At 27.6% G+C, this 20,743-nt stretch carries 15 protein-coding genes, 1 tRNA gene, 1 pseudogene and 3 riboswitches; of the genes and pseudogenes, 4 read left to right on the top strand and 13 right to left on the bottom strand.

The genetic code is table 11. The features are described from left to right. Positions 1-435: 435 nt before the first annotated feature. From gcvPB to KGF42_RS05645, 4 genes and pseudogenes are all read right to left on the bottom strand, one after another. The gene (gene gcvPB, locus KGF42_RS05665) at positions 436-1,893 is read right to left on the bottom strand and encodes an aminomethyl-transferring glycine dehydrogenase subunit GcvPB (RefSeq protein ID WP_054273653.1); all 1,458 of its coding nucleotides are present in this window, start codon (positions 1,891-1,893) and stop codon (positions 436-438) included. Continuing rightward, positions 1,893-4,367: an aminomethyl-transferring glycine dehydrogenase subunit GcvPA gene (gene gcvPA, locus KGF42_RS20425; RefSeq protein WP_255650930.1), complete on the bottom strand. Its 2,475-nt coding sequence runs from the start codon at positions 4,365-4,367 to the stop codon at positions 1,893-1,895. Before gcvPA ends, gcvPB begins: the two co-directional genes overlap by 1 nt. Before the next feature lie 209 nt (positions 4,368-4,576). After that, positions 4,577-4,681: riboswitch (glycine riboswitch) on the bottom strand. A 548-nt stretch (positions 4,682-5,229) separates the two neighbouring features. Continuing rightward, positions 5,230-5,310, bottom strand: a tRNA-Leu gene (locus KGF42_RS05650). A 95-nt stretch (positions 5,311-5,405) separates the two neighbouring features. After that, positions 5,406-5,606 (bottom strand): annotated as a pseudogene (locus KGF42_RS05645) (Na+/H+ antiporter NhaC family protein); the annotation flags it as partial. A gap of 282 nt (positions 5,607-5,888) precedes the next feature. Continuing rightward, positions 5,889-6,065, bottom strand: a riboswitch (Lysine riboswitch). A 260-nt stretch (positions 6,066-6,325) separates the two neighbouring features. Between KGF42_RS05645 and KGF42_RS05640 the strand changes: the two are divergent. The 3 genes from KGF42_RS05640 to KGF42_RS05630 all read left to right on the top strand — a co-directional run bounded on the left by KGF42_RS05640 (position 6,326) and on the right by KGF42_RS05630 (position 9,119). Beyond that, positions 6,326-7,312 (top strand): lipoate--protein ligase, encoded by a 987-nt coding sequence (locus tag KGF42_RS05640; RefSeq protein ID WP_227821755.1) that lies wholly within the window; start codon positions 6,326-6,328, stop codon positions 7,310-7,312. Between the two features lie 91 nt (positions 7,313-7,403). Then, positions 7,404-7,509: riboswitch (SAM riboswitch) on the top strand. A gap of 110 nt (positions 7,510-7,619) precedes the next feature. Next, on the top strand, positions 7,620-8,417 hold the full coding sequence (locus KGF42_RS05635; protein WP_227821754.1) for a MetQ/NlpA family ABC transporter substrate-binding protein: 798 nt from the start codon (positions 7,620-7,622) through the stop codon (positions 8,415-8,417). Between the two features lie 102 nt (positions 8,418-8,519). Then, positions 8,520-9,119: a TerD family protein gene (locus KGF42_RS05630; protein WP_227825953.1), complete on the top strand. Its 600-nt coding sequence runs from the start codon at positions 8,520-8,522 to the stop codon at positions 9,117-9,119. A 202-nt stretch (positions 9,120-9,321) separates the two neighbouring features. On the opposite strand, the gene KGF42_RS05625 is transcribed toward KGF42_RS05630, so the two are convergent. The 7 genes from KGF42_RS05625 to KGF42_RS05595 all read right to left on the bottom strand — a co-directional run bounded on the left by KGF42_RS05625 (position 9,322) and on the right by KGF42_RS05595 (position 17,932). Beyond that, the gene (locus KGF42_RS05625) at positions 9,322-11,181 is read right to left on the bottom strand and encodes a putative bifunctional diguanylate cyclase/phosphodiesterase (RefSeq protein WP_054273648.1); all 1,860 of its coding nucleotides are present in this window, start codon (positions 11,179-11,181) and stop codon (positions 9,322-9,324) included. Positions 11,182-11,736: 555 nt separating this feature from the next. Continuing rightward, positions 11,737-12,705: an ABC transporter substrate-binding protein gene (locus KGF42_RS05620; protein ID WP_227821753.1), complete on the bottom strand. Its 969-nt coding sequence runs from the start codon at positions 12,703-12,705 to the stop codon at positions 11,737-11,739. 81 nt (positions 12,706-12,786) lie between these two features. Next, complete coding sequence (locus KGF42_RS05615) at positions 12,787-13,542, bottom strand: ABC transporter ATP-binding protein (RefSeq protein ID WP_054273646.1); 756 nt, start codon at positions 13,540-13,542, stop codon at positions 12,787-12,789. Then, entirely contained in the window at positions 13,539-14,495 is a 957-nt protein-coding gene (locus KGF42_RS05610; RefSeq protein ID WP_227825952.1) for an iron chelate uptake ABC transporter family permease subunit, read from the bottom strand. Before KGF42_RS05610 ends, KGF42_RS05615 begins: the two co-directional genes overlap by 4 nt. Beyond that, positions 14,485-15,438, bottom strand: a complete 954-nt coding sequence (locus tag KGF42_RS05605) for an iron chelate uptake ABC transporter family permease subunit (RefSeq protein ID WP_227825951.1) — start codon at positions 15,436-15,438, stop codon at positions 14,485-14,487. Before KGF42_RS05605 ends, KGF42_RS05610 begins: the two co-directional genes overlap by 11 nt. Positions 15,439-15,689: 251 nt before the next feature. Continuing rightward, positions 15,690-16,670, bottom strand: coding sequence for a membrane dipeptidase (locus KGF42_RS05600; RefSeq protein WP_227825950.1), 981 nt, complete (start codon positions 16,668-16,670; stop codon positions 15,690-15,692). A 59-nt stretch (positions 16,671-16,729) separates the two neighbouring features. Continuing rightward, the gene (locus KGF42_RS05595; protein WP_227821749.1) at positions 16,730-17,932 is read right to left on the bottom strand and encodes a DUF819 family protein; all 1,203 of its coding nucleotides are present in this window, start codon (positions 17,930-17,932) and stop codon (positions 16,730-16,732) included. Positions 17,933-18,125: 193 nt separating this feature from the next. Here KGF42_RS05595 and KGF42_RS05590 point away from each other — a divergent pair, with 193 nt between their 5' ends. After that, entirely contained in the window at positions 18,126-18,680 is a 555-nt protein-coding gene (locus tag KGF42_RS05590; protein ID WP_065388303.1) for a cupin domain-containing protein, read from the top strand. Between the two features lie 116 nt (positions 18,681-18,796). Here KGF42_RS05590 and KGF42_RS05585 read toward each other — a convergent pair whose 3' ends face one another. Beyond that, on the bottom strand, positions 18,797-19,588 hold the full coding sequence (locus tag KGF42_RS05585) for an HAD hydrolase family protein (RefSeq protein WP_227821748.1): 792 nt from the start codon (positions 19,586-19,588) through the stop codon (positions 18,797-18,799). Positions 19,589-19,615: 27 nt separating this feature from the next. Then, a complete protein-coding gene (locus KGF42_RS05580; protein ID WP_227821747.1) occupies positions 19,616-20,704 on the bottom strand; it encodes a cysteine protease StiP family protein in 1,089 nt (362 codons plus the stop codon). Positions 20,705-20,743 lie beyond the last annotated feature (39 nt).

The following is a 20,743-nucleotide window of genomic DNA, read 5'->3' as shown; positions in this document are numbered from 1 at the left end:
TCACTGTCCTCTACTACTATCCCCTCCTCTTCATCTTCTATCTCTGATATGTTTGATGTGTTGTTGAATTATCAGGCTATCATCCTGCCTTAAAAAGAGTAGATTGCATGCAGAGTAAGATGTGCATAAGAGTCAGGATTTACGACTTATAATTCTTAAGATTTCCTAAATTTTTATGAATTTCGATATATTTTAGTTAAGTTTCTCTTAAGCTAAAAAATTATGCCAAAATAAATTCCCCTCATTCTTATGACTTTTGTTATTATAATCATTATAACAATATTCTATATAGATACTCACATAATTTAAAACTTTAATAGTAAATATCATACATATCAATACATAGAAAAAGCTATCTAAACTAGATTAAGTTAGATAGCTTTTTCTTATAAATGTAACTTTCTTTATATTTTAAATTTCTATTTTTTTAATTATTTACCTTTGTGACCATGTTAATATAGGTTTTTTTACTGCCCTTGCATCATCCACTCTTTTGACTATAGTATTATGTGGAGCATTTTTCAATAGTTCTGGCTTTTCCTTTGCCTCTTTTGCAACATTTTTCATAGCTTCTATAAAACTATCTAATGTTTCTATGCTCTCACTTTCTGTAGGCTCTATCATAAGTGCCTCATTTATAATAAGAGGGAAGTACATTGTTGGAGGATGGTATCCATAATCTAGTAGTCTTTTTGCTATATCAATAGTTTTTATATTTGCTTCTCCTCTTGGTAATCCACCTAATACAAACTCATGCTTACATAAGGTATCTATTGGCAAAATATAATCATCTTTTATACTTTCCTTTATATAATTAGCATTTAAAACGGCCATTTCACTAGCTTCTTTAAGCCCATCTCTTCCCATAGTTAATATATATGTGTAAGCTCTTACAAGCACTCCAAAATTACCATAGAAGTTTTTAATTTTTCCAATAGACTTTTCTCTATCATAATTTAATACATACTTATCTTCTTTTCTTTCAATTACTGGTATTGGTAAAAAAGGTACCAACTCTTTTTTAACTCCAACAGGACCAGCTCCTGGCCCTCCTCCTCCATGAGGAGTGGAAAAAGTCTTATGAAGATTAAGATGAACTACATCAAATCCCATATCTCCAGGTCTTGTTATCCCCATAATAGCATTCATATTCGCACCATCATAATACAAAAGTCCTCCTGCTTCATGTACAAGAGTGGCTATTTCTTTTATATTTTTTTCAAACAAACCAAGAGTACTTGGATTAGTAAGCATAAGAGCTGCTACTTCATCATTTAAAACTTCTTTTAAAGCATCTATATCTACAGCTCCATTTTTATCAGATACAATTTGAATAACATCAAAGTTTGCCATAGCTGCACTTGCTGGATTTGTTCCATGGGCAGAATCTGGAATTATAACTTTGGTTCTCTTATGGTCACCTCTATTTTCATGATATGCTTTTATAATCATAAGCCCTGTAAATTCACCATGTGAACCTGCTGAAGGTTGTAATGTAACTTCATCCATACCTGTGATTTCTGCAAGTCTATTTGATAAATCATACATTAAAGAAAGAGAACCTTGTGCTGTATCTGAATGTTGATACGGATGTATTCCAGTAAAATTTGGAAGTGCTGCCATATCTTCATTTATTTTAGGGTTATATTTCATAGTACAAGAACCTAAAGGATAAAAACCTGTATCAACTCCAAAGTTTTTATTTGATAATAGAGTATAATGCCTAATTAATTCTAATTCACCAACTTCTGGTAAATTTAATTCGCTTTTTCTTACCATACTTTGGTCAATCATATCTTCTATTTTTATATCATCTATATCTAACTTTGGAAGCGAATATGCTTTTCTACCTTTTTTAGATATATCTATCAACAAACTATTATATTCTTTCATTATAATCCCTCCATTATTCCAACTAACTTATCTATTTCCTCTTTGCTTCTTTTCTCAGTCACACAAAGTAAAGTTGAATTTTCTAACTCTGGGTAATTGTATTCTAAATTATAACCACCTAATATATTTTCTTCTAAGAGTTTATTATTTATAGTTTCTATATTAAGATTTCCTTGTACAGCAAATTCTTTGAAAAACTTACCTTTAAACATTGGCTTATATTTTCCAGTTTGTATAAGTTTATTATAAGCATAATGTGCTTTTTTCATAGATTGCATACCAACCTCTTTAAATCCTTCTTTACCCATAGTAGCCATATATATTGAAGCTACAAGAGCATTTAAAGCTTGATTTGAACATATATTAGAAGTTGCTTTTTCTCTTCTTACATGTTGCTCTCTAGTTTGTAAAGTTAACACATATGCAGTTTTCCCTTCTGTATCTAAACTTTGACCAACTATTCTCCCTGGCATTTTTCTAGTATACTTAGATTTGCTAGCTAAAAATCCTACATAAGGACCTCCAAAATTAAGAGGATTTCCCAGTGATTGAGCCTCTCCAACAACAATATCTGCTCCTATCTCACCTGGTGTTTTTAAAACTCCTAATGATATTGGGTCTACACTCATAATTAACATAGCTTTATTTTCATGAGTTATCTTTTCTATTTCTTCCATTTCTTCAATAATTCCAAAGAAATTAGGAGTCTGTATAAGAACACATGCTGTATCTTTATCTACAGAAGTTCTTAATTTTTCTATATTTGTAGTTCCATATTCATTACAAAAGTCAACTTCTACTATCTCACAATCTTTATATTGTAAGTAAGTTCTTAATACTGACAAAGTTTCAGGGTGTGTAGTTTTTGACACCACTATTTTACTTTTTCTAGTTTGATTCATTGCCATTATGCAGGCTTCTATTGCAGCAGTTGCTCCATCATACATTGATGCATTTGCAATTTCCATACCTGTAATTTCTGCAATCATAGATTGAAACTCAAATACTACTTGCAAAGTTCCTTGACTTATTTCAGCTTGATATGGAGTATATGCTGTATAAAATTCAGACCTTGAAGTTATATGTTTTATAATTGATGGTATATAATGGTCATATGCACCAGCTCCAAGAAAACAAGTTAAATCTTCTAAACTTAAATTTTCTTCTGACAATCTCTTTACTATTTTACTTACCTCTAATTCAGATTTTCCACTTTCCAAATTTAAATCTCTTTTTAATTTTATTTCATCTGGTATATCTGAAAATAATTCATCAACTGAATTTAATCCAACTACTTTTAACATTTTTGATTTATCTTCACTTGTGGCAGGTATATATGAAAACTTATTTTCTTCATTTAATGTAATATTATCTTTCTTATATTGTTTTTTATAAAAAGGTTTCTTAACTATCATTGCAGGAACAACTTTTTTTCTGATTGCTATACCTATTTCATTTCCTACTTTTGCATACTCAGAATCTATAATTCCCATGCCTAATATTTTTCCTGTTGTTGGAGATGCACATCCTGTTGTTACAAAACCAACTGTTTTATCACCAACCTTTATATCATATCCATTTCTAGGCATCCCTTTGCCTTGCATTTCAAATCCTACTAATTTTCTTTTAGCTCCATTTTCTTTTTCTTCTGTTAAAACTGATTTTCCAATAAATGATTCTTTATTTGTCTTCACAAAAATAGATAAACCACCTTCAAGTGGAGATATGCGTTCATTTATTTCATGACCATATAAAGGTAGTGCTGCTTCAAACCTTAAAGTGTCTCTACAACCTAGTCCAGCTGGGCATATATTTTCTTGTCCAACCTTTAAAACTTCATTCCAAATTATTTCTACATGTTCATTTTTACAATATATCTCAAATCCATCTTCTCCCGTATATCCTGTTCTTGAAACTAAACAAGGTAAACCACATACTTTTGTTGATGGCATTGACTTATAAAATTTTATTGATTTTAAGTCTATGTCTGTAATTTTTTGAAGAATTGCTTCTGCTTTAGGTCCTTGAACTGCTAATTGACTCACTTCATTAGATACATTTTTTATATCTACATTGTATCCTTCACTTTGTTTTATTATCCATGTTACATCTTTATCTATATTTCCTGCATTTATTACTAATAAATAATCTTCTTCACTAAATTTATATATTAATAAATCATCAACTACTCCACCATTTTCATAACACATAGGTGTATATATAATGTCATTTATCTTTAATGTGCTTATATCATTTGTAACTAGATTTTGTATAAATTTTTCTGACTCTACTCCCTTTACTTGTACCTCTCCCATATGAGATACATCAAATATACCTGCGCTTTTTCTGACCATCTCATGCTCTTTATTTATACCTTCATATTCTAAAGGCATTTCCCAGCCAGCAAATTCAACAAGTTTTGCTCCAAGCTCTTTGTGTATATTATACAAAGATACTCTTTTCAATTCATTCATATATAACCCTCCCTACAAAATTAGACCTACTATATTTAAGTAACTTTGACATTATTTCCTGTACTTTTTCATAAAAAAAAGATATATTAACATGGAAAATAATCCTAGCCTATATATCCCTGTTTGTATACCTGAAAGATTTAATAATTTAATATTATTTTGCTTCTTCGGTGACTTATAGTATCTTAACTTAAGTCTCTCCAGAGTCCCATCAATTAGCGATATTTTTGCCTGAAAGCTTCTCTAAGAATTGGCATTTCTTAAATTTCTTCTTCGGCGCCTTTTTGTAAAAAGGTCTCTCTCGCTAATCTCGTTTGGAAATATTTATTTTCAATTTTATTGTATGAATATTTCAATTAAATGTCAACAAATTATATTTATTTTTTTTTATGTATTAATTTTTTTGTTAAGTTTTTATTATCAATTATATTACTTTTATATTATTAACTTTTACACCTGTATGTTATATATTAATGCGAAATAATATATTTGTTTAATTTATTATTAGCATGCCATACAAAATACTAAAAGTAAAGTTATATTGTAATTTACTATATTATGTTAAAAGTATATTCATACATGTGATAGAATCGTTTGCAATTTTATCTTTGTGAAAAATAAGATTTTTAAAATAAGTTACTATAAGATTTTATATTGCTAATAAACATATAGAACTTTATACTTAAATATATTTTTATACAACAAAAAAAGCACTTAACGTGCTTTTGTATATTTATTATAAAAATACTCTTAAGAAGATATTATATAGTATTTGATTTATTTATCAAAAAATAAAAACGGGATAGCCCACTCCGAAAGCCAGCAACCCCAGTTTTTTTCAGCACAATTAAGTACTGTAAAGTGCGGATGAAGGGAGTCGAACCCCCACGCCAATGGCGCTAGATCCTAAGTCTAGTGCGTCTGCCAATTCCGCCACATCCGCTTATCACTCTTTTATTTTACTATATTTCGCTATTATTTTCAATAACTTTTTAAAATCATCTAAAAACTAACAAAATAATCATAATAAAAGGTGAAAGAAGAAAGTATTGTTGTATCTGAAATTGGAGAACAATGGTCTCCAAATATTGCACCTGTTAAAACTGCACTAGTACTTGCTATTACATAAGACATGTCAGGATTTAATGAGTATGCTAGTGGTATTGCCAGTGGCATAAGTATACCCATTGTACCATAAGCTGTTCCAGTAGCAAAAGATATTATCGCTCCTAAACCAAATTATTAAAGTTAAGATTCCAAATTTTTCTGCATTAGCTAGTGCAATAGTGTCTATATCCTCTTCTGCAAAAACCATTACTGTTGACATTATGAACATAATTGTCGTCAGAAAAATAATATTAATTTGTTTTATTTCTCATATAAATCTCCCTCTCTTTTTAATTTTGTGAACTATGCAGGGTATTATGTTATGATAAAACTAAAAAAGCCTTGAGTGATAAACACTCAAGGCTTAAACATTACAATACATCAACAATATTAAAATAAATATAATATAATTCCTTAAATGATAGCTCACCACAAATAAACCTGTGACAGTTGTACACATTTTCTATGTACCCCCAGCAATATAATCTTAAAGCATCGATTATAAAACTTCGGCAATATCTCCTTTCCTAATAATTCTTTGTGCTTAACTCCTTATTAGTACTGATAGATTATTGCGCCTCTACCCTTCTATTCACTTTTATTAAATATATTTTGAGTATATATTATTTATTTAAACTTTGCAAGTTAGTTTTAAAAATTTCTACTTATTTTTTACAAAAAACACCATATTTTTTTTAATTATGTTTAAAACACATTACAATCAATTAAAAATAATCTTATTGTTTGAAATTTCTAATTTAAAGGACTTTTTATATTATTGTCGAATTATAAAATTAATTGTACTAATGCTATCAAAAAAATTTTATCAATTCTATGGAGGACTTACTTTAATGTTATTAATTTACAATGAAAAAACAAACCCCTATTTCAATTTAGCAATGGAAGAATATCTTCTAAAAAACTTTGATGAAGACTTATTTATTTTATGGAGGAATGAACCTTCTATAATTGTTGGAAAAAATCAAAACACACTCTCTGAAATAAACTTAGAATATATAAAAGAGCATTCTATACCTGTTGTTAGAAGACAATCTGGTGGTGGAGCTGTATTTCATGATTTAGGAAATATAAACTTTACATTCATAGCTTGTAATAATAATAGTTTTAGTGATTTCAAAAGATTTACTCAACCAATAATAGACTTACTTAAAACATTAGATGTCAATGCTGAATTTTCTGGAAGAAATGACCTTCTTATAGATGGTAAGAAATTTTCTGGAAATGCTCAATATAACTACAAAAATAAAGTGATGCATCATGGTACACTTTTATTTTCATCTGAGATAAATGACCTTTCAAAAGCATTAAAAGTTAAACCTATAAAATTCGAAGGAAAGGGAATAAAATCTGTAAAATCTCGTGTAACTAATATAAGTGAACACCTACAAGATAAAATGAACATAATAGAATTTAAAGATGCAATAATGAATTATCTTTCTAAAACAAATACTGATAATACTAATTATTGTTTAAGTGAGTATGATATAGAACAAATAGAAAAACTTACTAAATCAAAATATGAAACTTGGGATTGGAATTTTGGTAATTCACCAAAATATACTCTTTCAAATGAATTAAAATATTCTGGTGGAAATGTTGAATTCAATTTAAATGTTGATAAAGGCATAATAACCACTATAAAATTTTTTGGAGATTTTTTTGGAAAACGTGATGTTTCATTTGTTGAAGATATACTTATTGGTACAAGACATGAAGAAAATGCTTTAAGAAATACTTTAGATTCTATTGAAATAAATGATTATTTCTTAGGTGCTGATACTGATATTCTAGTTTCTGGAATCTTAGGTGTTAAATAGAGGATATTAAAGATTTTAAAATATTTACAAAATTATGTTTACAGATATAAAAAATCATGATAATATTTATAACATAATTAAAAATTGATACTTCTTATCCAGAGTGGTGAAGGGACTGGCCCTATGAAACCCAGCAACCAGTATATTTTTATATACATTGGTGCTAAATCCTGCAGTATTATACTGAAAGATGAGTCTAAATTAGCTTTTAAAGCCTGAGTTTAAACTCAGGCTTATTTTATTCGCAGTGTGATAAAAGAAAGTATTTTATTTTTAACTAATCAATTATATTCAGGAGGGAATTTATATGAAATTCAAAAAATTATTATGTTTGTTGTTATGTCTAGTATTCACTTTATCTATAGTTGGATGTTCTAAACCTAAAGATGATAAAAAAATTGTTGTTGGTGCTACTTTAGTTCCAGGTGGAGAGTTATTAGAAGAATTAAAACCACTTATTAAAGAAAAGGGATATACTTTAGAAATTAAAAACTTTGATGATTACATACTTCCAAACGAAGCTTTAAATAATGGAGAAATTGATGCAAATCTATTCCAACATGAACCTTATCTAAAAGAAGCAGTTAAAGCTAAAGGTTACAAAATAATGGCTGGTAAAAAACTATATGTATGCCCAGCAATACTTTACTCTTATAAGATAAAATCTGTTGATGACTTTAAAAAAGGAGATACAATTGCAATAAGCAATAACCCTTCTTCTTGTTCTAAGAACCTTAGATACCTTGAAAGCATTGGACTTTTAACTTTGCCTAAAGGTGATGGATTAGTTAGTCCGAAAGATATAATAGAAAATCCAAAAGGAATACAATTCAAAGAGTTAGATATTGCTCAAATTCCATCTTCGCTTCCAGATGTAACTGCTGCATTTATAGATACTACTTATGCAGTACCTGCTGGTCTTGATGCCAAGAAAAATGGAATTTATACAGCTCCTATAAATGATGAGTATGCAAATCTTTTAGCATTTAGAACTGAGGATAAAGATAGCGAAAAGATTAAAGTTCTACAAGATGTACTTACATCAGATAAGGCAAGAAGCTTAATTGAAGAAAAATACAAAGGCATTGTAATTCCTATTTTTTAGTATATTTAATATAATTTTAATATTATTATTCTAATATTGTTGAATATTGACTTATTAAATGCTACCATTTAAATAAATCTATGTTTGTGGAGGAAAATTACTATGGCTATAGAATTAAAAAAGGGACAAAAAATAAATCTTACAAAGAAGGAAAATAGCGATTTAGGTGAAATTTTAGTTAATTTAAATTGGAATCAAAAAGTACAAAAAAAGGGTTTTTTTGGCTCTTTAAGAAGCAGAAATATAGATTTAGATTTGGGTTGCCTATTTGAAATGAAAAACGGTGTAAAAGGTGCTGTTCAGGCATTAGGCAATTCTTTTGGTAGCTTAGATAATCCACCTTTTGCTCAATTAGATGGAGATGACCGAACAGGAAGTAATACACAAGGAGAAAATTTAAGAATAAATGGTAATAAAATAAAAGAAATAAAAAGAATACTTATTTATGCTTTTATCTATGAAGGTGTAGCCAATTGGTCTGAAGCTGATGGAATTGTAACAATAAAACAAAAACAAGATTCAGACTTAGTTGTTAAACTTGATGAACATAAAAATGGCTATAATATGTGTTCAATAGCACTGATAGAAAATGTAAATGATGAGACATTCAGTGTTGAAAAGGTAGTTAAATACTTTAAAGGTCACAGAGAAATGGATACTGAGTTCCATTGGGGCTTAAAATGGGTTGCAGGAAGAAAATAAGTATATTATTTAAGAGACTATGAGTAAATTTCCTCATGGTCTCTTTTTTATCTAACAACTATTTATTTTCTTTTTAATTTTTATATAATGGTGATTTTTCAAATACTTATATATTTGTACATTTTTAAATAGTAAATAAAGCAAAACTTTATTCAGTATACAATAATTTTATTTAATTAACACATATTTTATAAAATATATTTTAGCTATTATAAACAAATTCTTTATCCAATATTTCTTCAAATTCTAATATTGGCATTGGTTTATAAAATACAAATCCTTGAACTAAATCACACCCAATATCTTTAAGAAATTCAACTTGCTCCTTACATTCAATACCCTCAGCAACAGTTGTGATATTCAGTTCTTTTAGCATATGTACAATATTTTTTATTACTATTTTTTCTTTATCTTTATCTAAACTAGCCTTGAAAAACATGGAGTCAAGCTTCAAAACGTCAAATGGTAAATCTTTTAAAACACTCAAAGATGAATAACCTTTTCCAAAATCATCTAAAGAACAAGTAAATCCATTGTCGTGCAAGTCATGTATAATTTCCAAAAGATGTTCTTGATTCTCGAAAGCTACACTCTCTGTAAATTCAATTTCTATAGTATTTTTAGGTATATTGTATTTATTTTTTATATTGGAGTAAGTTTCTACAAATTTAGTATTGTAGAATTGTATTCTGGAAACATTGACTGATATCGGAACAAAAAGTCTGTTTTCATCTAACCTCTTTCTAATCCATTTACAAACTTCCTCAAAAACATACTTATCTACTAAAGCAATAAAAAAATCCTTTTCAAGCACTGGAATAAATATTGCTGGAGATATAATACCTTTATCTGGAGTCAGCCAACGTACTAAAGCTTCTGCACAATTTATTTTTTGATTATGTAAATTAACTTTAGGCTGAAAATAAACTATAAATTCTCTTTTTTCAATAGCTTCATGTATTCTACTCTTGATTGTATTTTCTTCAATCATTTTTTTACGAATATTTTCATTGTAAAAAGCATAATTAGTACCTGGTTTATTCTTAACAGTTTTTTGTGCAAAATTTGCTCGATTTATTAAGTCATCTATGTTTAGTTTTTCATTTACATCTTCAATACAACAGATTCCACTAACAATAGTAATGCTATATTTGTTTTTAATTTCATTTGTGATATTAATCAGTTCATTATCTACAACTTGTTGCCTTATTACTAAATCCTCCTTATCTACATAGCATCTTAAAGCAACAAATCTATCTGCAATTTCTCTAGCAAATATTTCGTATTTTCCAATATCACCCATCATAAGATTAGCATATCGTTTCAGTATCATATCACCATAATCATACCCAAATATATCATTAATGTATTTAAAATTTTCAAAATCAATATAGAATATAGCAAACTTCTTATCCTTATGCCTATAGATATTTTGATTTGCATCCAATTTAAATTTTTCTATAGTATTTGCCCCTGTGAGTTCATCTTTATATGCAATGTTTTTTAAATCTACATTTAATTTTTCCAATTTAATCATTTTTTTATTATACTGTATAATCAATATTGTCCATGCTAATATGCCTATAATAGATATAATTATTATTAAAGTCATTAAATAATCACTTTTTTCTCTAGAAAAGTTTTCTATTTCAAATACTGTATCATTTGCAAGAGAAAAAAACTCTTCACTTATACTTAATAACTGACTAGTATCTTCTTTCATTCTTACTTTTTTTATTTCAATATTTAAATCTTCCCACTTTTTTTCTAGTAAAAACAAATCCTTATTATATTTATTACTATCAGTGATTACTAGACCATATTTTCCATCTCCTGTAATCAATTCATCTAAGATTCCATCAATATATTCTATTAATTCATCATTTGGTTTATGGTTCATCTCTAATTTAGTCAATCGTTGACTAGCTCCACGAACAATACCAACATAATTAATCAGTTTCCCATAATCACCAATATTATGAATCAATTTAATAGAAATGAAACTTATAGAAATCAATAAAATAAATAAAACTAAGATAGTTACCCTCAAAAATCTCTTCATAAAATACCTCTATTCTCTATGTCTTTTTTCACGCTTATTGGAGATTCATGTATATTATTTTTTCAAATAATATACATGAATCTCCAATAAAATTTTCTATACAATTAGAATATATAAAACCTTATTCTTCATAGTTCATTTTTAGAATTAGCTCTACATATAAAAGCTTTTCTCTAACATATGAGTTCTTATAGATTATTACTTCTTAGTACAATTTATAATATTTCTAATTACAAAATACTTATTAAAATCATACATTTATGACTATATAGATATACATCTGTACACCTTAATTATATTTAAAAGTTATTCTTTTTGTCTAGTATATTTTTATATTTTATTAGATTTTGAATACATTTCTATCATTATAATTAAAATTATTGCTTAGTCTATAAAAAAGTAGCTGTTTCAAAATAAGATAAGCCTCTTTTTCTTGTTTAAATGATTAAAATATAGTTGATTTCATAAAAAAAAGTGCCTCATGAACTAAAAAGTTCATTTTGAGACACCCCCAAATAAGTAATAAACAAAATATGTTTACTACAAATGGTTGATTTATTTATTGACTGCTTTTGAAGCATCATCTATCATTTTATTTAAAGATGCTAGACCTCCATCATTTACATACCATGTTGGCGAATCTAAATATATTATATTATCATTTTCATATGCATCCATAGATTTTATTATATCATTATTTAAAACAGATTTTGCTGTTGAACTATCCTTTACATCACTACCAGTAGCTATTCCTCTATCTATCACGAATACAACTTCTGGATTTTGTTTAGCTATATACTCAAAGGTAATATTTTGTCCATGACTTGATTCTTTTATATTTTTATCTTTATTTTCAAATCCAAAACTATTGTATAATATGCTAAATCTTGATTCTTCACCAAATACACTTAAATTACCCTCATTCACCATTAAAGTTAAAGCATTTAAATTTCTTTCTGTTACTTTTTTATTTAGAGTCTCTATTTTCTTTTCAATTTTACTAAGCTCTTGATTGGCCTTTTCTTCTACTCCAAATATTTTTGCTATTTTATTTATATTATTTTTAACAGAATCTAAGTACTTCTTATTGTCTTTGCTTGTACTTATTGTTGGTGCTATTTTTGATAATTGCTCATAAAAATCTTCCTGTCTTCCATTTATTATAATTAAATCTGGATTTGCTGACTTTATACCTTCTAAATCTGGTTCTTTTAATCCACCTAAATCTGCATACTTTTCATCCTTATATTTCTCTAAAGATGCTGGCAAACTCGACTTTGGCAGTCCTACTAGACTATCAGCTACACCCAATGTATCCATTGTATCTAGAGCTGAATAATCAAATACTACTACCTTTTTAGGTTTCAACTTTACATCTGTTTCTCCCAAACTATGAGTTATTTTTATAGTATCATTTGAATTTTCTGATGTTTTTGATTCATTTTTTTTACTTCCACCCAATGCAAATACTGCCACTAATCCTACTATAGCTACTGCTGCTACTATTGCTGCTTTTTTATTCATACTAATCTCTCCCTCTTTCTTGTTAATCTTTATTCTGATTTAAAATTTTTTATAAGATATGTTTATTCTATATATAATATTTTAGAAATAGATACAAATTCGATTTCCATTTATATGTTTAATATTAAAGCTCATTTCGTAAATATCTTCTAAAACTTTTTCATTGACTATCTCATCTGTACGACCTACTTTTTCAACTTTTCCATTTTTTAATGCAACTATATTATCTGAATAACATGATGCAAAATTTATATCATGCATTACTAATACTATAGTCTTATCTAACTCATCACAAAGACCTCTAAGTACCTTCATCATTTGAACTGAATGATTCATATCTAAATTATTTAGTGGTTCATCAAGCAATATGTACTCTGTATCTTGAGCTATTACCATTGCTATATAAGCTCTTTGCCTTTGACCTCCACTCAACTCATCTAAATACTTATGTTGTATATCAGTCAACTTCATATATTCTATTGCTTCATCAATATGATTTTCATCCTCTTTAGTTAGATTACCTTCACTATATGGGAATCTTCCAAATCCAACTAATTCTCTTATCGTAAGCTTTAAAGTTATATTATTAGATTGCTTAAGAATGGCTATTTTTTTGGCCAATTCTTTATTACTGTAATTAATCAAGCTTTTTCCTTCTATTATTACTTCTCCACTATCACCTCCTATAAGCCTTGTAACTATTGATAACACTGTACTTTTCCCAGCTCCATTTGGACCTATAAAAGATGTTATCTTTCCCTTTTCTATATTAAAAGAAACATCATCTACAACATTTTTATTCTTATATTTTTTAAATATATTTTTTATCTCTATCATCTATTTGCCCCCTTTAGTAGTAATTGAATAAAGTAAATTCCTCCTATGAAATTTATTACTACACTTAAAGTTGTATCAAACTTAAATATATGTTGTATGAAAAATTGACCTATTATTAATGTAATCATTCCTATCAACATAGAACCAAAAATTAAATATTTATGCTTATATGTTTTAAAAATTTCTCTAGTTATATTGGCAAGTAAAAGCCCTAGAAATGTCATAGGCCCAATAAGTGCTGTTGATATTGAGACTAAAACTGCTATCAGTATTATCATTTTTTTAACTACTTTATCAAAATCTACACCTAAATTAATTGCTTGCTCTTTACCCAATGATAATACATCTAAATATTTTATTTCATCATATATAAAAGGTATTATGGCAATAATTATTATAGATGCTATTAACAGTACATTCGTATTTATATTATTTAAACTGGCCATTATGCTAGTTTGCAAAGCTAAAAATTCATTTGGGTCTATCATTACTTGAATAAATGTTGTTGCACTTTTAAATAATGTTCCAAATATCATCCCTACTAGGATTAAAAAGAAAATATTATTTTTATTCTTTTCAAATAATGTTTTATACAATAGCATTGAGGCTCCAATCATCATAGTTACATTAATGATAAAGTTATAATTCTCATTTATAATCAGACTACTAGTTGAGCCAAATATAAATACTATTATAGTTTGAATCATTACATATAATGAATCCAATCCTAGTACACTTGGTGTTAATATTTCATTATTTGTAATTGTTTGAAACACTACAGTAGTAAACGCTATACATCCTCCACCTAATACCATAGCAAGTATTTTTGGTATTCTTTGTGATAATGCATATTCTAAATGATTCATGTCTATTCCATAGATTACAAAAAGTACCATTGATATTAATAGCAATGTACTCACAAAATAAATTTTTTGATTGAGACTAAGCTTCATTTACATTCCTCCTTAACACTAAATAAAGGAATAGTATACTTCCTATAACACCAACTGTAAGCCCTATAGATATTTCATATGGATAAATGATAATCCTTCCAAAAATATCACATATAAGTACAAATATCGCTCCAAATAGACCAGTATACCATATACTTGCTCTTATATTATCGCCCATATATAAGGATACAATATTTGGAACTATTAAACCTATAAAAGGGATATTGCCAGCTGTAACGACTACACATACTGTAACAAGTGCTACTATTATCAGACCTATATTAACAATTTTTTTGTAACTCAGACCTAAGTTTGTTGCAAAATCCATACCTATACCAACAACAGTAAATTTATTTGCATAAATATATGCTAATATTATAAGAGGTATCGTGATATATAATATCTCATAATTTCCTTTAAGTATCATAGAAAAGTCACCTTGCATCCAAGAACTTACATTTTGACTCAAATCGTATTTGTATGCAATAAAATCTGTCATAGACCCTATTATATTTCCAAACATTATACCTACTAATGGTACAAAGATTATATTTTTAAATTGCAACTTCCTTATTATTTTTATAAACATAAAAGTCCCTGCAAGAGAAAATATAAACGCTATTATGGTCTTTGTAAAAATAGATGCAGTTGGCACTAAAAGCATACATATTACTATACCAAATTGAGCTGCATCTATTGTAGCTCCTGTCGTAGGTGATACAAATTTATTTTTACTTATCTGTTGCATTATAAGACCTGCTACACTCATCCCTATACCTGCAATCAATATACTTATTAACCTTGGTACTCTGCTCATGACAAATATCATAAGTTTATGCTGATTTTTTGCAAATATATGCATTATATTTATATCTTCAGCTCCTATAAATAAAGAAAAATAAGACAAAATTATTATTCCTATGACTAAATACCTTTTTTTCATTCTCCCTCCTTGAAAATCTCTGCTTAATTAAAATGAAAATTATTATCATTTTCACTTTTATAGTCTATCAATAATAATTATCATTGTCAATACGTATATATATTTGTTTTTTTCAAAAAAATGTTACTAGAATTGAAATTTCTAGTAACATTAAAAATCTAATTTTATAAAATAAACTATAAACACTAATTTGAATATGTAGATGTTGTTGTTTAAAGATAATGTTTTATTAATTTAATTTATTTATTATATTATTTTAGTATATCTTTAAAGAGTCTATAAAAATTGCCACTAGAAATTAAATCTATATCGCTTTTTTTATAACCTCTATTTTCAAGTTCTACTACTATATTATGTGCTGTATGTGTACTTTCAAGACCATCTACACTTGGAACACTAGTATTTTCAGTAAAAGAACCTATAGTCTCTTTTCCTAAGTAATCACTAAAATCAAAGCCAAAAGATACATGTTCTATACCTATAAGATTTACTATGTAGTCTATATGGTCAACTAAGTGTATCAAATCTTGCTTATTGGGATTACTATTAGTAAATCCTCTAAAACTATTTATTCCTACTAATCCACCTGTATTTGAAATTTCTTTTAATTGATTATCTGTAAGGTTTCTTTTAGCATCACATAAACTCCTAGCATTAGAATGAGAAGCTATAACTGGCTTACTTACAATAGACATTAAATCCCAAAATGACTTTTCATTCAAGTGTGATACATCTACTATCATGCCCAATTCTTCCATCTTATTTACTGCTTTTTTCCCTATTTCAGTTAGACCACGATTTTCATCTCCTGAACATCCTGTAGCAAGTTCATTTTGCTCATTCCAAGTTAATGATGCATGTCTTGCACCAACTTCCTTATAAAAATAATCTATTAAATCTATATTTTTTCCAATATGACTTAACCCTTCAAGTCCTATTAAAATATTTATTTTATTCTTAGTTAAACCTTTATCTATATCTGAATACTTTTTTACTATATTTACAACATCTTTCATATCTTCAATTTCATCTTTTATACAGCTTATAATTTGTTTAACTCTTTTTTCAGGTTCTTTATCATATGGAGGGTCTATCCATATTACAAAAATAGCTCCCTCTATATTCGCTCTTTTAAAGTTATCAAGATGTATTCTTCTAAATACATCTTTCTCCCCGTTAAGCCTTCTTATTGTTACATCTGCCCAAGTATCTGAATGTCCATCGAAAATCATAACAACCTCCAATTATATAAAAATCTTTTAAAAAAACAACTTTTTTTATTCACGTAAAATTATATCAAAATATTTCCTACTAAAAGACCAAAATAATTTCCTACTATGTATCCAAATGTCCCTACTATAAGTATTGGCCCTACTAGTTTAGACCATCCTTTTGATATTGCCATAGCTGCTGCTGTTGTAGGTCCACCAATATTTGCATTAGATGCAAGAATAGCTTCTTCTAAGCTAAACTTAAATATTTTAGCAACTATAAATGTAACTAACATGTTTATTAGTACCATTATTCCACAGAATAAAAGTAGTAATGGTGATTTTTGAATTATTAATGGTATTGAAGCAGGAACACCTACTACAACAAAGAAAATGTATATTAAAAATGTACCTAACTCCTGTGCTCCTTTTATATCACTAAAGAAATTAGGCATAGATGTAGCAAATAACATAGTCAAAGTAGTTATTATTAGATATTGATTGCCAAATAAAGTATTTAACATTGCTAAAAAAGGATTTGATGTTGGTATTATGGCTTTGAACCAAGTGGATAGTTCTACAGATACTGCAACAATTATAAAAGCACTACCAATAGCTATTGCTATATCTTTTAAGGATATTTCTTTTCTTCCCCAGTAATTTGCTGCTATTGTTTCTCCTTCAGTTACACCTATACTTTCCATCTCATCTACATGTGGATGTTTAAAATGTTTTCTAAAAAATCCAATTGATGGTATAGCTATTAAAACAAAGAAATATAATGCCATTAAAAGATTATCTGCTACAACTGTTGCTGATACTAATTCTCCTGGTACATCAAATGCTCCTGACATAGCTGCAAAGTTTACATTTCCACCTATATAAGAACCTGTCATCATAGCTGCAACAATATTTAAATCTGGTACTACATTTTTTAATGTTAAAAATCCAATCATAGATCCAAGCACAGTTCCTACAGAACCTACAAGAAATATTACGAGTAATCTTCCACTTTCTTTCCATATCTTTTTAATGTTACATTGATATAACAATAAAGCTATGGCTAAAGGAACAACATATCCCCATACTTGGTCATATACAACAGACTCTACTGGTATGATATTTAGATTCGATAATAACATTGCCCCTACAAGAGCTATTATTGCTCCTGACACCTTTGATGCCCAACTGTACTTTTGTTCCAAATAAATACTAAATGCTGCCCAGCCAGTTATAACTGCCCATAACACCCAAATATTATCAGGACTTACAAAACTCTTCATCTTAACTACCTCCATTTCATTAAATTAAAATATCGATATTAATATTCAATATATTGAATATTAATACTATTATAATGCATTTTTTCAGAAAATTCAATATAGCAGAAAAAATACATGTATTGCAAAACTTTTTTTATTTTATTAATCTTTAGAAATTATATGTTATAATCATTTCTGAGGGGGTTTGTATCTAATGAATATAGACGTAGGAAGTAAAATTAGAGCTCTTAGAAAATCTAAAAATATCAGTATCTCTACTTTAGCAAAAAACTCAGATTTAAGTACGGGCTTAATAAGTCAAATTGAGCGCAATATGGTTGTTCCATCAATTGTAGCAATGTGGAAAATATCAAAAGCTCTTGATATAAATATAGGTTATTTCTTTGATGAGATTGGAAGAGATGACTCCGATATAGTAGTAAAGAAAAACAATCGAAAAAAAATAGTAACTAATGATTCTACAAAATTTTATGAACTTCTTGTTCCTAATTTATCTGGTAAAAAAATAGAATTTATACTTGTTACACTAGATGGTCATACACAAAAAAATAGTGAATTTGTGACACATGAAGGAGAAGAATGTGGATATATAATAAAAGGAAAAATGAAGATAACACTTGGAAATAAGGAATATATATTGGAGGAAGGAGATAGTTTTTATTTTAACAGTACTATCCCACATGTATATGAAAATTACGATGATAATGTATGTATCTCAGTCTGGGCAATGACTCCACCTTCATTTTAATATATTGAATTCTTACTTAAATATAAATTGATAAAAATCTGAAATAAATTAGTATGATAAACTTTATTATAATTTATTTCAGATTTTTCTAATTCGTTATTTATATATGTCAGTAATTATATATTAAGCAGGCAACTTTCATCTAAAATGCTAGATAGTATCTCTTCAGTTCCACTCATTCCATTACAAGAACTTGATATAAATGAATTTCTTATTTCATTTTTGTTTATGTCACCATGTTTTAACACATAAGCTTTATTTGAGATATTAAGCATACCCTGGTCCATAATAGAATCTCCAATTGCATAAAAAAATTCTATTCCTAATTCTTCGGTCAAGTATTTTATAGCATTTTCTTTTGAAATTTCTTTTGGTATAAAATAGATTTTTCTGCCACTCACATAGAACCTCCAATTTTTTGACTCCAATATATTTATGTACTCTTTGATTGAGTCCAAATTAAATTTTGAGAAATCAACAACTATATAAAAAAATGTATCTTCTGCAACTTTAAAATTAGTTATTCCATCTATATTCAAATAATCTCTAAAGTTATCAATCATACTTTCAATCGGTTCATAGCCAGATTTTAATTTATCTATTTTTTCACTCCATGATTTCAATATTTCATTATCTTTAAGTATAATTCCTCCATTTGAAGTTATACTCCAAGGAAAGTAAATTCCATATTTATTAAATTCTATACGCTTAAATTGCTCTACTGTTCTAGTAGTTGTCGGTATAAACATACCATAATATTGTATTTGCTTTATTAAATTTATAGTATCTAAAGATATATAAGATATTTCTTTTTCTCTATAAATTTCTATATTAGTATATTCCTTATCAGTATCTAAAAATTTATCAGAGTAGATAATACTCCTGTCTAAATCTGAAAAAACAATCATTCAGTCTTCTCCTGTCTAATATATTTTCTAAACATCTTTCATATTTTTTATTATTCCACAACATTTATAGGCTTTTAAATCCATTTGTTCAACCTCAACATTTTTTTCTTTAGCTAATACGAATATATGCTCTAAAGATTTGTCATTCAAATCTTTAACAAGAATCTTATATGGAACTCTTCTAAGTAAAACTCTTGTTGTTTCCCCAACACCTGGTTTGATAAGGTTAATGTCTGTTATACTGTACTTTTCCTTTATATTTAAAACATCAAAATATCCATCTCTTGTTATAATATCACTTTCCCATTTTTCGACTTCATCAGATATATTTTTAAATTGATTTTTAAAACATTCTTCTATAGTTTCTATATAATTTATAGATTCATCTTTATCTTTTAAATGTCTATAGAACTTAGCACCATGAAAGTCATCTTTACCAATTAAATCTTCTCTTAATACAGTTCTACTTACTAATCCAGAAACAGTTGAGTTTAAACATGCACTTGGTATCAAGAAGTCTTCTCTAATTCCATAAAGTCCTGAATATCCAGCAGGGTCAGCTAATACAGCAAGAGTTGAGTCAAAGTGTTTTTTAAATTTAACATTAAGCTCATCACATGCTTTTTCAAGTTCTTTTGATATAGTTCCCTTGCCAGTCCACCCATCTAAAAATTGAATTTTTGAACTTGGATGATTCTTTACTATATATTCAATTGCATTCATATCTATTCCTTTATCTCTTATTATAGAGATTGTATAGTGAGGTAAATTTACATTATACTTATTTCTTAAGTATCTTTTTGCCAAAATACCAATAGGTGTTCCTGCTCTAGCAAGTGAAACTAACACTACATCATTACCATTTTTTTTTATTATTTTTTCACACATAACGCCTATAGAAAATGCAAGCTTATCTTTATTTTCTCTCAGTTTCTCATGATATAAATTCAGATAATCTTCACTAACCTCATACTCTATTGGTATCATTTCTGAATAATGTCTGCCATTTTGTATTTTTAATTCTCTCTCTTTATTTCCTTCTTCCTCAATTAAATTTGATATATCTTTTAATAAAAAAATAACATCATCTTTAGAATATGTGCTAAAATCTCCCATATGACTCAACTCCTATCTTAAAATTGTGATATATTATCC

It is taken from the genome of Clostridioides sp. ZZV15-6383 (assembly GCF_020657735.1).
Taxonomy (GTDB): Bacteria; Bacillota; Clostridia; order Peptostreptococcales; family Peptostreptococcaceae; genus Clostridioides; species Clostridioides difficile_D.
The sequence above is the reverse complement of the archived record's forward strand: the minus strand, read 5'-3'. Positions and strand labels throughout refer to the sequence as shown.

Coding starts and splice junctions, on each gene's coding strand:
- gcvPB (WP_054273653.1), bottom strand. CDS start 1,893: ATGAAAGAATATAATAGTTTGTTGATAGATATATCTAAAAAAGGTAGA.
- KGF42_RS05630 (WP_227825953.1), top strand. CDS start 8,520: ATGGCTATAGAATTAAAAAAGGGACAAAAAATAAATCTTACAAAGAAG.
- KGF42_RS05615 (WP_054273646.1), bottom strand. CDS start 13,542: ATGATAGAGATAAAAAATATATTTAAAAAATATAAGAATAAAAATGTT.
- KGF42_RS05625 (WP_054273648.1), bottom strand. CDS start 11,181: ATGAAGAGATTTTTGAGGGTAACTATCTTAGTTTTATTTATTTTATTG.
- KGF42_RS05635 (WP_227821754.1), top strand. CDS start 7,620: ATGAAATTCAAAAAATTATTATGTTTGTTGTTATGTCTAGTATTCACT.
- KGF42_RS05595 (WP_227821749.1), bottom strand. CDS start 17,932: ATGAAGAGTTTTGTAAGTCCTGATAATATTTGGGTGTTATGGGCAGTT.
- KGF42_RS05585 (WP_227821748.1), bottom strand. CDS start 19,588: ATGATTGTTTTTTCAGATTTAGACAGGAGTATTATCTACTCTGATAAA.
- KGF42_RS05590 (WP_065388303.1), top strand. CDS start 18,126: ATGAATATAGACGTAGGAAGTAAAATTAGAGCTCTTAGAAAATCTAAA.
- KGF42_RS05610 (WP_227825952.1), bottom strand. CDS start 14,495: ATGAAGCTTAGTCTCAATCAAAAAATTTATTTTGTGAGTACATTGCTA.
- KGF42_RS05600 (WP_227825950.1), bottom strand. CDS start 16,670: ATGATTTTCGATGGACATTCAGATACTTGGGCAGATGTAACAATAAGA.
- gcvPA (WP_255650930.1), bottom strand. CDS start 4,367: ATGAATGAATTGAAAAGAGTATCTTTGTATAATATACACAAAGAGCTT.
- KGF42_RS05580 (WP_227821747.1), bottom strand. CDS start 20,704: ATGGGAGATTTTAGCACATATTCTAAAGATGATGTTATTTTTTTATTA.
- KGF42_RS05605 (WP_227825951.1), bottom strand. CDS start 15,438: ATGAAAAAAAGGTATTTAGTCATAGGAATAATAATTTTGTCTTATTTT.
- KGF42_RS05640 (WP_227821755.1), top strand. CDS start 6,326: ATGTTATTAATTTACAATGAAAAAACAAACCCCTATTTCAATTTAGCA.
- KGF42_RS05620 (WP_227821753.1), bottom strand. CDS start 12,705: ATGAATAAAAAAGCAGCAATAGTAGCAGCAGTAGCTATAGTAGGATTA.